This window comes from Pseudoselenomonas ruminantium (assembly GCF_900104055.1).
Classification (GTDB): domain Bacteria; phylum Bacillota; class Negativicutes; order Selenomonadales; family Selenomonadaceae; genus Selenomonas_A; species Selenomonas_A ruminantium_C.
Genome location: NZ_FNJQ01000006.1, coordinates 87,992 through 101,782, shown reverse-complemented (window position 1 = coordinate 101,782; position 13,791 = coordinate 87,992). Strand labels below are relative to the sequence as shown.

Annotated in this window: 10 protein-coding genes; 2 read left to right on the top strand and 8 right to left on the bottom strand. The window is 51.9% G+C overall.

Features of this window, described 5'->3' with window-relative positions:
• The 5 genes from BLQ59_RS04460 to BLQ59_RS04440 all read right to left on the bottom strand — a co-directional run.
• Nucleotides 1-194, bottom strand: a 194-nt coding sequence (locus BLQ59_RS04460; protein WP_143005282.1) for a helix-turn-helix domain-containing protein, incomplete at its 3' end; no start/stop codon positions are given.
• A 99-nt stretch (nucleotides 195-293) separates the two neighbouring features.
• Nucleotides 294-1,973: a ShlB/FhaC/HecB family hemolysin secretion/activation protein gene (locus tag BLQ59_RS04455; protein WP_074571722.1), complete on the bottom strand. Its 1,680-nt coding sequence runs from the start codon at nucleotides 1,971-1,973 to the stop codon at nucleotides 294-296.
• Nucleotides 1,974-1,991: 18 nt separating this feature from the next.
• Nucleotides 1,992-5,348, bottom strand: a complete 3,357-nt coding sequence (locus BLQ59_RS04450) for a two-partner secretion domain-containing protein (RefSeq protein WP_074571721.1) — start codon at nucleotides 5,346-5,348, stop codon at nucleotides 1,992-1,994.
• 548 nt (nucleotides 5,349-5,896) lie between these two features.
• Nucleotides 5,897-7,198 carry an RNA-guided endonuclease InsQ/TnpB family protein gene (locus BLQ59_RS04445; protein WP_074571720.1) on the bottom strand — a complete coding sequence of 434 codons (1,302 nt, stop codon included), beginning with the start codon at nucleotides 7,196-7,198 and terminating at the stop codon, nucleotides 5,897-5,899.
• The gene (locus tag BLQ59_RS04440) at nucleotides 7,146-7,802 is read right to left on the bottom strand and encodes an IS607 family transposase (protein ID WP_074571719.1); all 657 of its coding nucleotides are present in this window, start codon (nucleotides 7,800-7,802) and stop codon (nucleotides 7,146-7,148) included. The genes BLQ59_RS04445 and BLQ59_RS04440 overlap by 53 nt, the downstream gene beginning before the upstream one ends.
• 247 nt (nucleotides 7,803-8,049) lie before the next feature.
• Between BLQ59_RS04440 and BLQ59_RS04435 the strand changes: the two genes are divergently transcribed.
• A complete protein-coding gene (locus BLQ59_RS04435; protein ID WP_074571718.1) occupies nucleotides 8,050-9,999 on the top strand; it encodes a peptidase U32 family protein in 1,950 nt (649 codons plus the stop codon).
• A gap of 22 nt (nucleotides 10,000-10,021) precedes the next feature.
• The gene (locus tag BLQ59_RS04430; protein ID WP_074571717.1) at nucleotides 10,022-11,320 is read left to right on the top strand and encodes an aspartate aminotransferase family protein; all 1,299 of its coding nucleotides are present in this window, start codon (nucleotides 10,022-10,024) and stop codon (nucleotides 11,318-11,320) included.
• 48 nt (nucleotides 11,321-11,368) lie between these two features.
• Here the strand turns inward: BLQ59_RS04430 and BLQ59_RS04425 are convergent, their stop codons facing one another.
• From BLQ59_RS04425 to BLQ59_RS04415, 3 genes are all read right to left on the bottom strand, one after another.
• Entirely contained in the window at nucleotides 11,369-12,499 is a 1,131-nt protein-coding gene (locus BLQ59_RS04425) for a sodium ion-translocating decarboxylase subunit beta (protein ID WP_074571716.1), read from the bottom strand.
• Between the two features lie 21 nt (nucleotides 12,500-12,520).
• On the bottom strand, nucleotides 12,521-12,877 hold the full coding sequence (locus BLQ59_RS04420; protein WP_074571715.1) for an OadG family protein: 357 nt from the start codon (nucleotides 12,875-12,877) through the stop codon (nucleotides 12,521-12,523).
• Between the two features lie 132 nt (nucleotides 12,878-13,009).
• Nucleotides 13,010-13,789, bottom strand: coding sequence for a sirohydrochlorin cobaltochelatase (locus tag BLQ59_RS04415; protein WP_074571714.1), 780 nt, complete (start codon nucleotides 13,787-13,789; stop codon nucleotides 13,010-13,012).
• Between the last annotated feature and the right edge of the window lie 2 nt (nucleotides 13,790-13,791).

Below are 13,791 nucleotides of genomic sequence, written 5' to 3'. Positions count from 1 at the left end.
TCAACAGAATAGCGCTGATGATGTCGTTTGAAGAATACATCCGGGCCGCAAGCATCATAGTTACGAACCCATTGCCTGAAGGATCTGCTGTCAACGCCTGCATCCGCGGCTATGGAGGCATAACTGCCCTCTCCACGTTTATACTTTTCAATGAAGTGGATTTTCTCTTCGGGTGATAATCTCTTCTTGTACATAAAATGCTCCCTATCAAGCAGACAGTTTTATTATTTCTTCTGTCTACCTAATAGGGAGCATATCAAGATGCAAGACAGGGGGGCTTTTCTATTTTTGATTTAGAAGATTTTCCCAGCCATGAACCAAAGACGGCCGCGGCTCTCCGCGTCGCGGGAGAGGTTGTCGGCAAAGCCGATGCGGCGGGCGTAGTCGACACGGGCAAACCAGTCGTTGGGCTGGGCGTAGGTCAGGCCAAGGCCCCAGCCTTTCAGTGTGGTATTGCCGCTCCGGGACTTTTCGGCTTTCACCGTGCCGGCATCGAAGTAGGTGGAAAGAGTCAGGCCCTTGACGGGGGTATGGTAGCGCAGTTCCAGATTGCCTAAGATGCCTTCATCGCCGGAGGCTTCGCCCTGGGGGTAAGCCCTGATGCCTTTGGCACCACCTAGGTAGATATGCTCGCTGCTGTCCAGGTTGCTGGCGGCTTTCTGACCGGAGAGCTTCAGCATCACATCGAAGGGGCCGCCCAGTTTCTGCAGGCCCGTAACATCAAAGGTTCCCTTGGTGAAACGGCCTTTGGTGCCGCCAGCTTCCGCCATTAATCTGGCCACCCCAGAATCCGGCGTCATATTGCCGCTATGGAGCGTCACATTGTACAACAGGACATTCTCCGTAGTGCGGGCGCGGCCATCCAAACCGAGATTGAAGGAATGGGCATGACGGCCGCCAAAGTTCATACCGTTCAATTCATCCTTCAGCTTCCGATAGTTATAGCCGTAGACCAGATTCAATCCTTCCATCACCCGATTGATCAGCGGGGTTCTGCCATAGAGGCTGACGGTATCGGAACGGCCCTTCGCTCCCAGCTGGCTGTAGATGCTGCCCAGTTCATAGTTGGAATGACTGTAACCGATGCCCATCACCGTGGCACTATGTCCCACCGGCGTTTCCCAGCCGATATTATACCCCTGCTGATTGCTGTTGGAAATCAGCACCCCGGCGTTCAGGCGGGAACCGGAGCCCCCCAGATTACGCCAGTCAGCCTGCAGGCCATAGCGGTAACGGCCCGCAGCCTTATTGCCGTAGTTCTCCGCATAGAGTACGTATGTATCCACGTCTCCCTTGGCCAATTTGACCGTCAGATCGCTGGTGCCCTGCTCTGCCCCTGGCGACAGGACGGCCTGCACCGTTACTCCCGGCAGATCCCGGAGATTGTGCAGGGCTTTTTCCATCTTGCCGGTACGGATGATCTGGCCTTCTTTCAGTCCTGCCAGATAGCCCTTGGGCAGGCGCTCCTGCAGAACGCCTTCATTTTCAATGATGATTTTGGCAAAGCGGCCCGGCTCGATATTGAGCTGCAGATTGCCCTCTTTGGCCGTCTGCTCGGGGATATAGGCAATGGCGGCGGGGTAGCCGGCCTTGCGGGCATAGGCGGTTATTTCTGCTACGGCAGCATTGAGTTCCTGAGCTGAGATCTCCTTACCGATGATATTTTGGGTAATGTTCTGGAGCTTATCCTCTTTCAGCTTCATGCCTTCATGGTTTACCTTGACGCTTTGCAGCTTGAATTTCGTGCCTGTGGGAACAGACGCCGTGACAGCCCCGTCGTTCTCCACTAAGGGCTTGCTGTCCGCTACCTGGGGCCTGCTTATGCTGTCGCCGGGATTCGGCACGGCAGGAGCCGCCCCTGCCGTGAGGGGTACGGATATGAACGCGGCCGCCAACAGGGCAGCCAGACCTTTGCTGCTCACGAAGTTATCCTGTCTGCTGATGTGTCTTGCTTTTACCTGTCTCAAATTCATCTACCTCGATTTCTTTGTTTATTTGCCTTCCTGAGAAGCCACTTCTTCGGCACTCATGGATGCCGGTGGGTTGACACCTTCATTCTCTACGGTGAGAACTTTTTCACCATCCCAATCATGGACAGGCGTTTGTTTCCCCTGCACCTGCGGTTTTCCATTGCCACTGTTTTCATTAACGGCAGCGGGTTCCGAATCCGGGGAAGCGGTCACGCCTTCAATCTGCGACCGGGAAGAACCCTTATCGGCCAGGCGGTCATCGATTAGTTTTACTTTCGCATTGGCGGTGTTGACGGTAATGGAAGCACTGGTGTTTGGCACGTAGGTCGGGATTTCATAGTTCTGACCGCCGTTGCCATCATTAACCACCACACCGGACAGGGTCAGTGTATTGCCCGTGCCAGGTTCAATGTCGTCAAAGGCAAAGGTCCCGCCACTCAGGCTGTCGCCTGCAAATACCTGACCAGTGGTAATACTGTAGGTTGCCCCCGGGGCACTCGTGGTACCGTCGTATTCCTTGCTATAATCGTCCACCGTCAAGGTCAGCGGGGCGGCAGTGATGCTGCTGTTCGTGCTGTTGACTACGGTCAGTTCATAGTTCTTGCCCTCGTTGCCATCATTGACCGTCAGCCCCGTCAGGCTCACGGTCTTGCCCGTACCGGCATTCTTGTCCGCATAAGCATAAGTGCCGCCGCTCACTGCGTCCGTGCCATAAAGCTGGCCCGTGGTGACCGTATATGCACCATTCGTCAATTCCGTAGTACCATCATACTGCTTGCTGGCATCCGTTACCGTCACGGTCAGCGGAGCAGCGGTGATGGCATTGTCCTTGCTGACAGTGGTTACCTGATAAATACTCCCCAAACCAGTGACGCTTGCAGTCATATCCTTATTCGTGCCCGCATTTTTGTTGCTGTAAACAGTCTGCACAGTCAAGCCGCCTACGCCACCCAGAATATTCCCCTTGGTTACGACCGAAGTGCCGCCGGTGGCCGTGGTGGTGCCGTCATAGGTCTTGCTGTAACCACTTGCCGTCAATTCAAGGGCAATGGGAGCAATAGTCAGTGTGGCGGTGTCGCCGCTCGCCTTGATATTGTAGCCATGCTGATTCGAGTACAGGCTGGAAAGGCTGCTGTAACTGTGGTCACCGACTTCCGTATAAGACGGCAAGGTACCGCCCAAAATCTTCGTGGCATCCAGCTTGGCAACATTGCCCAAGGTATGCTCCTGCCCATCATAAGTTACCGTGGTATCTTTCAGTTCCAGTGGAGTCAGGAAGGCCGTCAGCAGCGGCATGGTATTGCCTTCATAGATGCGCCAGGCGGCCGTATCGCTGTTGCCATCGCTGGTAATATCACTGCCCCAGGCACTGAAGGTGGCCAGCTTCTGCATATCTTCTGCCGAGGAAACTTTCGTCCCCCAGCCATTATCATCACCGTAGATATAGTAGGCGTTCTTAATCTCTCCTCGTCCCCAGCGGCTAGCAATTCCCACAACACCACCGCTATGCTCAGCAGATTCTCTTACTATCTCGCCTGCGGCGTAAGCATTTTCTACCGACACATTCTGTATACTGCCCGACGCCATTTGTGTCCAGTCATTGCCGATAATACCACCCACAGCAGTTACGGCTGTAAGCTTGCCCGTATTATAGGCATTCTTGATTGTGCTCGACTCGGTTAAAACACGCGCAGACTCACCATCCCAAGAACCATTGAGTCCCACAATACCGCCTACGCCATAGCCGCCTTTGATATCGCCGGTATTATAGACATTGGTCAGGTTGCCATAATTACCGCCGACAATGCCGCCGACAACACCGTTGTTATTTCCATAAACGTACTCACCTGTTATTTTACCAGTGTTATAAGCCTTAGTTATCGTGCCTCTGTTATTGCTCCCCACAATGCCGCCAACATATGTTTTCCCTGTGACTTCACCAGTATTATAAACATTAGTTATCGTCACACCTGTATTGGCGATTTTGCCAATAACACCGCCTGTTTGCGATTTTTCCTTATTGCCATTAATCGTTCCCGTATTATAAACATTTGTAAAGGTCACATTTTCGGCCTCACAGAGACCTACAATTCCGCCTACCTGATATTCACTTTGGCCATCGGATGCCGTAATCTTGCCTTGGTTATAGGCGTTCTCAATGGAAACCGCCGTTCCGCTGCCAGGAGCATCCACATCCCGTAAGGAACCGGCAATACCACCCACATACTTGCCCGTGACGTCCGCCGTATTGCCAACATTCTTGATTACCGCCGATTTTGCGTCAACCTGACCAAACAGGCCTCCCGTTGAAGCATCCGCTGACGTAACCGTGCAACCCAAATTATAAACATTCTGAACAAGACTTGCCTTTCCACCAGCGTCTGGCGCATTAATATATGCTGCTATACCGGCCGCCCGCTGACCAGCAGCAGTTCGCGACCCGCCTTGCAAAACCAGATTTTCTATGGATGCTGACTTTATCCCCCAAAATAACGCGGCGCCCGTGTTAACGGTTATGGAAAGGTCTTTTATGGCATAATTCAAGCCATCCAATTTTCCCGTAAAAGGATTGCCCGTAGCCTCTCCCGTTTTACCTATGGTGGCAAAATTTTCATAGCTTCCACACTCAATATCCCCTGCCAGCATATAATTGCCGGAAAGGTCATCCTTGATTGCCTGCAATTCCGCAGCCGTACTGATCAACTTGTAATAGGTGGGATCTGTACTACCGTCAGCCAGTGTCAGGTTCGTCGTATCCGTGCGCCCCACATGGAAGGCATCGGTGCTTGCCGCCTTAACCGTAAGGGTGGTCCCCGCCGTCACATTCGTCACATTCTTGAAGGTGACATTATTGCCATCCACGGTGATATCCTGCGCCGCCGTCAGCGTGCCCTTGTTGACCACATCCCCCTTGAACTGCGTCACACCAGAAAGAGCAGCCTCTGGCGTCGTAAAATTCGCTATATTGCCGCTGATGTCAGCGGTGGATAGATGCAGGCTTCCCACATTGATGGTGGCCCCATCCCCCACCAAAATGCCGTTGGGATTCACCAGCCAGATATGGGCCTGACTGCCGGTAATACTGCCCAGAATATCGGAACGGCTGGAACCCAGCACCACATTCAGATAATTATTGGCGCCGGCAAAGTTCACCGTTTCCCCCTGAGCCACAGAAAAATCCTGCCAGGTCAGCAGATTGTTCGCGACCGAGCTGGCAATATCCATGGTCGTACCGCTGCTCTTCGTAATGGTAGCCGTCCCCGAAGCCCCGCCCGTAGGCAGAGCCTGGGCCGCCGGCATAATGCTGAAGGCCCCGGCTACAATCGCCGCCAATATCCCGTAACGGGCTTTCCGTGAAAGCTTGTCATTCCTTTTCATCCTGCCTCATTCCTTTCCCAGCAAACAAATGAAAAAGCCTCCCCTCAGCAGGCAGACGGGCAGAAAACACCCGCCATCCCGCTAAAGGAAGGCACAAATCCACCGTTATTGACTTGTTGATAACCAGCTATGACTAAGTGACAGTTGTCCCCCCCGAAAGGACAGATTTAGGCACACAAAAAACGCCACAAATTTCCCAGCCCTGTAACGCCAACGTCTTCATACCTGTCCCGCCTTTCGCAACGATAACAACTTCAGTAATCACAACTCTAACATTCGCCCCCTTAACAGCAAAATCCTGCCAAGGACGAAATTTTTTCCATCCTGTTATGTATATCGTGCAAAATCAGCCAAAACTTAAGCCGTTACTGAAAACTTATAAAAAGCCATAAACCTTCCGTAGAAAGTTAACTTTTACGTTCCATTCCTCATTCACCGCGTCCGCTTTTGCCGTCCCGAAGAACAGACTACTCACATTTGATATAACGCTCCAGAGGCTTAAATTCCCGACTAACGAATCGGTACATATCTGCATTGACTTGTCGGTGTCAGCTTGCAGATTTGGATAGCTCCGTTTCTCCATAGCGTTTGAGATTCAAAGATGCTTGAAAGTCACGATCTATCACATTGCCACAGACGGGACAGACATATGTCCTGTCTGACAGCTTCAGGTCTTTATTTATATATCCGCATTCGACGCAAGTCTTGGAGCTTGGAAACCTGCGGTCAGCAATAACCACGGGAATTCTTGCCCAATGTGCCTTGTATTCAATCTGCCTGCGGAATTCATAAAAATTCTGTTCCTGAACTTTTTCAGACAGGTGCTTGTTCTTCATCATGCTCTGCACATTCAGGTCTTCAAGGCATATAAACCTTGGCTTTCGGTTTATAATTATTCTCGTCGCCTGATGTACATGATTGGCTCTGATGTCAGCCAGCCTGTGGTTGATTCGTAAAAGTCGTTTTTCGCTTTTTATAAGGTTGCTTGTTTTGCAGTAACGCTCTCCTTTCTTGTTCATTTGGTATTTTCGCGATACCTGACACTGCAACCTGTGTCGTTTCTTTTTGAGTTTCCTTATTGTATGGGACTTATTGATATTTTTGACTACTGTAGAGTCCGAGATTATCGCTAAATCCTTTATACCTAAATCAATGCCTACACCCTCAGTGTAGGAGCGTTTTGAGTGTTTGCGGACAAATTTCAGTCCTCGCATTGGCTTTAGCTTATACTTGACTACAAAGCCAATTCCCATCCACCAGTTTTCACCGTCAAAAGTTATTCGCGGTTGGGTGTATTTCATACCAACAGGAATTCTGCCCTTTTCGGCAAGCCTTATCCAGTTGAGCCGTTGACGGTTCTTTTTCTTGCTGCCCGCAATACTCTCCAGTTTGACATGCGTATTGGTGAACTGTATCTTTACATTGTCCTGATAGAAACGAAAGTCACCATTCTTTTTGCTGCGAAACTTAGGGTGCCCGTTCATATCGTAGACTGTTGGTTTCCTGCCAATACGAACAAGATGATCCAATTTTTTAGGGCTATACTTGACATATCCAGGCTGTTTCTGTTTACGAAAGAAGTTCTTATATGCTATACACAAATCCTTGATAGCCTGCTTAGTGACATTGTTGGATATACCTAGAAGCCACAAGTATTCTTCAGAATTACGCAGAACAGTGAATTCTTTGCGAAGGTCATAATCACTTTGAAGTTTTCTGCCTTCCCTGAAATTCTCCATTTGCTTATCTAAAGCCCAATTATAGGCAAACCTCGAAGCTCCCGCAAACTGAAACAGTTTAGTTTTCTGTTTGTTGTTCGGCAACAGCCGTATCCTGACCGACTTTATCATCTGAATCACCACCCACTAATTCCTGAATCATCTTCTTCGCCTTGTGTGCCCGTTTTCCTTGGAGCTTACAGCTAAACACTGTAATTATTTGCACCAAGTCCTCGACAAGTTCTTGTTGCTCGCTCTTTTGAGTAGTATCGACTATTTCTATCTTGCAGCCATGTATAGCGGCAATCGTTTCGATAAGCTCAAAACCAAAGCGTAAAAGCCTGTCCTTATAAAGAATAACTACCTTCTCGGCCTGATTAGATTCAATTCTGCGAATAAGGTCTTGTAACCCCTTCTTCTTGTAATTGATTCCAGAACCAACGTCAATGATTATTTCAAAGGGCTGCCCCTGTGCGTATAGATATGTTCTCAGATTTTCTACCTGTCGCTCAAGGTCATCTTTTTGCCTGGGACTTGATACTCTGCAATAGCCGATAACTTTTTTAGAAGCCGTTTGAATGCCCGTCACAGCATTTAATTGGTCTTCTGAGTAATATCTGTAGCCATTTGACGAAGTGTGATGAGGATGGAGTTTTCCGCTCCGGTCCCAATTTCTCAGGGTTTGCGGAGTGACTCCGATGATTTTAGCAAACTTGTTGATAGTATAGTATTCCAAGTTCATCACCTCAATACTATACTATCAATAAGTTGTAATATAATCAAGAATATTTTATAACTGTTTATAACTTTATTTTATCTGTCAGAAGCCTCCTGCCCGACTTCAATCATATCCGACGCCCTAATCGGCCCATGTATCAAATCACCCTACCCATGAATATTGATAGCACCTTCATTCTCTGCTATACTTATTAGTTGGGACTTATAATAAAAAACTATATCCAAATAAAGGAGTTTGTCATTAAATGATCTTAAATCGTAAATCCGTAGAACTGCTGGCTCCAGCTGGTACCTGGGACGCTTTGGTGGCCGGGGTGGAGTCCGGTGCCGATGCCTGCTACTTAGGCGGCAAGCATTTCAACATGCGCATGCACGAGGGGGATTTCAACTTCGATGATGAGATGCTCAAGAAGGCCATTGCCTACACCCATGAGCATGGCGTGAAACTCTACATCACGCTCAACAATCTGATCAGCGACGAAGAAATCCCGGCGCTGCGGAAATACCTCACCTACCTCAATGAAATCCGTCCGGATGCTATCCTCGTACAGGATTTCGCTGTGCTGGAACTCATCCACGAGATGGGCATCAAGATTCCCGTACATACTTCCGTCATGATGAACACCCACAACGAGCACGCCATCGAAAAGCTCAAGGAATACGGCATCACTCGCGTCGTTGTCGGCCGTGAGATGACGCTGTCTGAGCTCTCCTTGTTCCGTGAGCGCACGGGCATTGAGGTGGAATACTTCATGCATGGCGATATGTGCATGAGCGAAAGCGGCCAGTGCATCCACTCCGGCGTGCTCTTCGGCCAGAGCGGCAACCGCGGCCGTTGCCTGAAGCCCTGCCGCTGGGCTTACCAACTCATTGATGAAAAGACCGGCGAAGTGCTCGACAAGGACAGCGAAGGCGCTTACAAGCTGGCCCTTAAGGATATGTGCATGTACCGCCATATTCCCCAGCTGATTCAGGCAGGCGTCTTCTCCTTCAAGATTGAAGGCCGTATGCGCCCGGCGCCCTTTATCCGCCGCATCGTCAGCACCTACCGCAAGGCCATTGACGCGTATATCGCCGATCCGTCCGGCTGGCAGCCCGACGAAGAAGGCTGGAAGAGCCTCTACGAGAACCGCGCCCGCGATTTCACGACTACGTTTGCCTTCGGTGCTACGGACAAGAAGGATATCGGCTTCGACGGCCAGCGCGAGCCGCGCTTCTTCAGCGATGCAGTCAAGGAAGCCGGTTTCCAGGACGAAATCCTCAAACAGGAACGGGATATCGAAAAAGAAAATGCCTCCCATCGCACGTTAAGCGTCCGGGTGAACACCGTAGCTGCGGCCAAGGCCGTGATTGACAACGGCGCGGATATCGTCTATGTGGGCGGCGAAGCCTTCCGCCCCAACAAGCCCTGGAGCCTCAAGGATTATGCCGAAGTCATCGCCTATGCCAAGGGCAAGGCCAAGGTTGTCATCAACACGCCACGCACGACCATGCGCCGGGAATGCGGCGAACTCGAGCAGTTCTTCACGGCGCTGAAACAGCCCGAACTCAAGGCCGATGGCATTATGGTCAGCAACTTGGGCTCTTTGAAACTGGCCAAGCGCCTGACGAACCTGCCCATCCAGGCAGACCTGTCCTTCAACCTCTTCAACCATCTGGCCGCCAAGTTCCTCAAGGAAAATGGCCTGACCATGGGCACGGCTTCCTATGAGCTCTCCTTCGAGCAGCTGCGGGAAATCGTGGAAAGCTCCGAACTGCCCATCGAAGTGGTTGTGCATGGCTCCTATGAGTCCATGATCTGCGATCACAACATCCCGGGCATGAGCCTGCCGTTCTTCAACGAGCTCAACAATCCGGAAGTGCTGGATAGACGCTATGCCCTGCTGGACAAGGCTGGCGAAAAGCACTCCCTGCGCATTGACCAGTTTGGCCGCAACCATATCTACTTTGCCAAGGACCTCTGCCTCTATCCGTACCTCAAGAAGTTCAACGGTCTCGGTGCCTACCGCATCGAAGCGCAGGATTACAGCCCGGAATTTGCCGGCATGGTAACGCGCATCTACCGCACGGCGCTGGATAACCTCGCCGCCGGCAAGGAAGCCTTCCACGAAGACGACCTCGCCACGCTTCAGAAGGGCCCCCGCGAGCTGGGCCTCGGCACCTATCGTTTCCGCCAGAGCCGCAATTCCATTTAACATATTTTAAGGGGACTTTGTTATGGAAAGCAAAAAATTCATTGGCCCTGAGGCCATTATCGAAAAAAAGAAAAAATACATCATGCCCTGCCTTGGGCATTTCTATAAAGAACCTGCCCAGATGGTCAAAGGCTCCATGCAGTACCTCTGGGACAGCACCGGCAAGAAATATCTGGATATGTACGCCGGCGTGTCCGTCATGAACTGCGGCCACTGCAATCCGGAAATCCTGGAAAAGATGAAAGCCCAGATTGACGAACTCCAGCATGTCTGCAATATCTACCTGACAGAAAACTTCGTGAATCTCGCAGAAAAGTTAGCTGAAGTTACCCCCGGCGACCTGCAGAAGTCCTTCTTCTGCTCCACGGGCTCCGAGGCCACGGAAGGTGCCTTTCTGCTGGCTTCCGTCTACACGGGCAACAGCGAGATCATCGCCCTGCGCCATGGCCTCCATGGCCGTACGAAGCTGGGCATGAGCGTGACCGGCCTGACCATGTGGCGCACCGATCCCAATCCTGTCGGCGGCATCCACTTTGCCCCGAACCCCAACTGCTATCGCTGCCCCATGAACAAGAAGTTCCCGGAATGCGATTATGCCTGCGCCAACGCCATCGAAGACCTCATCAAGACTTCCACCTCCGGCCATCCCGGCGCCTTCATCGCCGAGACCATTCAGGGCAATGCCGGCTGCGTGGTACCGCCGAAGGGTTACTTCAAACGCGTCAAGGAAATCCTTGAGCAGTACAACACCCTGCTGATTATCGACGAAGTGCAGACAGGATTTGCCCGCAGCGGCAAGATGTTTGCCATCGAAAATTACGATGTCGTGCCCGATATCATGTGCATGGCCAAGGCCCTGGGCAACGGCGCGCCGATTTCCGCGTTCATCTCCTCGGCCAAGATTGCCGACACCTACACCCGCCCCGGCGCTTCGACGCTCGGCGGCAACCCGGTATCCTCCACCACGGCTATGGCGGTTCTCGATTACATCGAAGAACACAAGCTCATGGAAAACGCTGCCGCCCGCGGCGAGCAGCTCCGCAATGGCCTGCGGGAACTGCAGCAGAAGCATCCCGTCATTGGCGATGTACGCGGCCTGGGCCTCATGGATGGCGCTGAATTCATCCATGCCGACGGCAGCCCGGCCCCGGAAATCCTCGATGATGTGCTCGAAACGCTCAAGGATCACGGCTTTATCATCGGCAAGAACGGCGTAGACCGTAATGTCATGGCCTTCCAGCCGCCGCTCGTAATCACCAAGGAAAATGTCAACGATGTACTCAATGCGTTGGATTTGGTGCTGACTGAAAAGAATCTGTAAGATTGCAATAAAAAAAGAGGCAAATGCCTCTTTTTTTATTGCAATTATTTACTTGAGCATAGCCAGCATCGTACCAGCAGCTACGGCCGTACCGATAACACCAGCCACATTCGGGCCCATAGCATGCATCAGCAGGTAGTTGCCCGGTTTGGCTTTCATGCCGACCACCTGGCTTACGCGAGCAGCCATCGGCACAGCAGATACACCAGCAGAACCGATCAGCGGATTGATCTTCCAGCCGGACAAGCGGCACATGATCTTGCCGAAGATAACGCCGCCAGCCGTACCAGCGATGAAGGCCACAAGGCCAAGACCGATAATCAGCAGGGTTTCCGTGCGCAGGAAGTCATCAGCATTCATGGTCATACCCGTACCGGTTGCCAGGAAGATCGTGACGATGTTGCAAAGAGAATTCTGCGCCGTATCGGACAGGCGGTCCATAACGCCGGATTCACGGAAGAGGTTGCCCAGCATCAGGCAGCCCAGCAGGGATGCAATCGGCGGCAAGAGCAGGCTGATGATGATGGCAGCCACAATTGGGAAGCAGACGCGCTCGAACTTCGTGACCGGGCGGAGCTGTTCCATCGCCACTTCACGCTCTTTCTGCGTGGTCAAAAGCTTCATGACCGGCGGCTGGATCAGCGGCACCAGCGACATGTAGGAATAAGCAGCTACGGCGATAGCGCCTAAGAGATGCGGTGCCATCTGGATGGACAGGTAGATGGCCGTCGGGCCGTCAGCACCACCGATGATGCCGATAGCGCCAGCTTCCTGTACCGTGAAACCCAAAAGCATGGCACCTACGAGAGCGACAAACACACCAATCTGCGCAGCTGCACCCAAAAGCAGGGTAACAGGACGCGCCAACAACGGGCCGAAGTCCGTCATCGCGCCAATGCCTAAGAAAATCAGCGGCGGGAAAATCTCATTTTCGATACCATAGTGGATGGCCTGCATCAGACCGGGATCGGTGAAGAACCCCGTGCGCGGGAAGTTGGCCAGCACGCAGCCGAAGGCGATAGGCCCTAAGAGCAGCGGCTCAAATTCCTTGACGATAGCCATATACAGAAGTACCAAACCGACGAGAATCATAATGCCGTTGCCCATGGTGAAAGCGGAGAAACCGCTGTCCGCCCAAACAGCCTGCAGGGAAACGACAAATGCATTCAATAATTCCATAATAAATCCTCCTTCCCTGCTTTAAAACCGGCTCTGCAAGGCATTACGGCCAGAGTTTTTCCAGTTGTCACGGTCAAGCGGGCGAATGGCCCGGACACTGCCTGCGCCATATCCCATACTGGCTACTGCGGCAGCAATCACGGCAACCACCTCTGGAGAAATCCCCTCTTCCACAGGTGCAGTCACGGGTTCAGCTGCAGGAGCTTCCACCGCCGGTGCCTCTTCCACTACTTCCTCCTTAGGTGCAGCCTTCGGCTTGGTGGGATCGATTATATGGATCAGATTGATGACCACGCCCAAAGCCATAAGCACCAAGAACACCACGGTCATGTTGATCAGCATGATGATCAACGGGTTGGTTGTTACTGGTTGTGACATATACTCACCTCATTCGATTTTTAGGCATCCCTTGCCTATTGGATTTAGATAAACTTACACTACGATATTATAACCCATATTTATAAAAAAAGAAATACTCTTTATGTGAATTTTATCCATAGACTGGAGTTATTAATCCCACTCCTGCAGACGTTTCACATAGATGTCCTGAAAAGCCGGATATTCTCCCATGCCCTTCAGGCTAATGCGCACCTCTATCCCGGCTGCCCGCAGGCGATTCAGCCAGGAGTCCGGCTCATCGCCGGCAATATCCTCATTGACATGGCTGCCACCGGATAGCAGCAGCGGTGCCAACAGGACCTTCTGTACGCCCTTAGCCTGCAAGCGCTTGAGCACCATGGCAAAATCCGGTGTATCCGTCGGCTCAATCACCCCGATATGCGCCGGAAAACTTGCCTTGTCACAAAGAGCCTGCAGATTTTCATAGGCCGGATTATGCTGATGGGGCGAACCATGCCCCACAAGCACCAGTTCCTCCCCCTCTGCCAGGGAAAAGATTTCCTGCAGGACAGCGAGCACATCAGCGCCATCCTCCGGCCGTTCCATGATGGGACGGGAAATCACCAGTTTAACGAAGCTATCCTGATACTTTGCTGCCACCTGCAGGACCTTTTTCTCGTATTCTTCCCCGGCAGTCAGATACCCAGGCTGGATGATCACATGGGAAAAACCGTCTGCCTGCAGACGCTCCAAAGCCTCTGGCAGGGAATCCACCTGAATTCCCTGCCCGGCCAGCTTCTTCTTGATAAAAACGGAGGTATAGGCCTGACGGATCGCAAGATCCGGATACGCTTTCTGCAGCCGCTTGGCAGCGGCATCGATACAGTTCCTGCGGGCCTGCTCGCTTGCCACCCCGAAGCTCGTGAATAAGATTGCCTGTTTCTTATCCATGA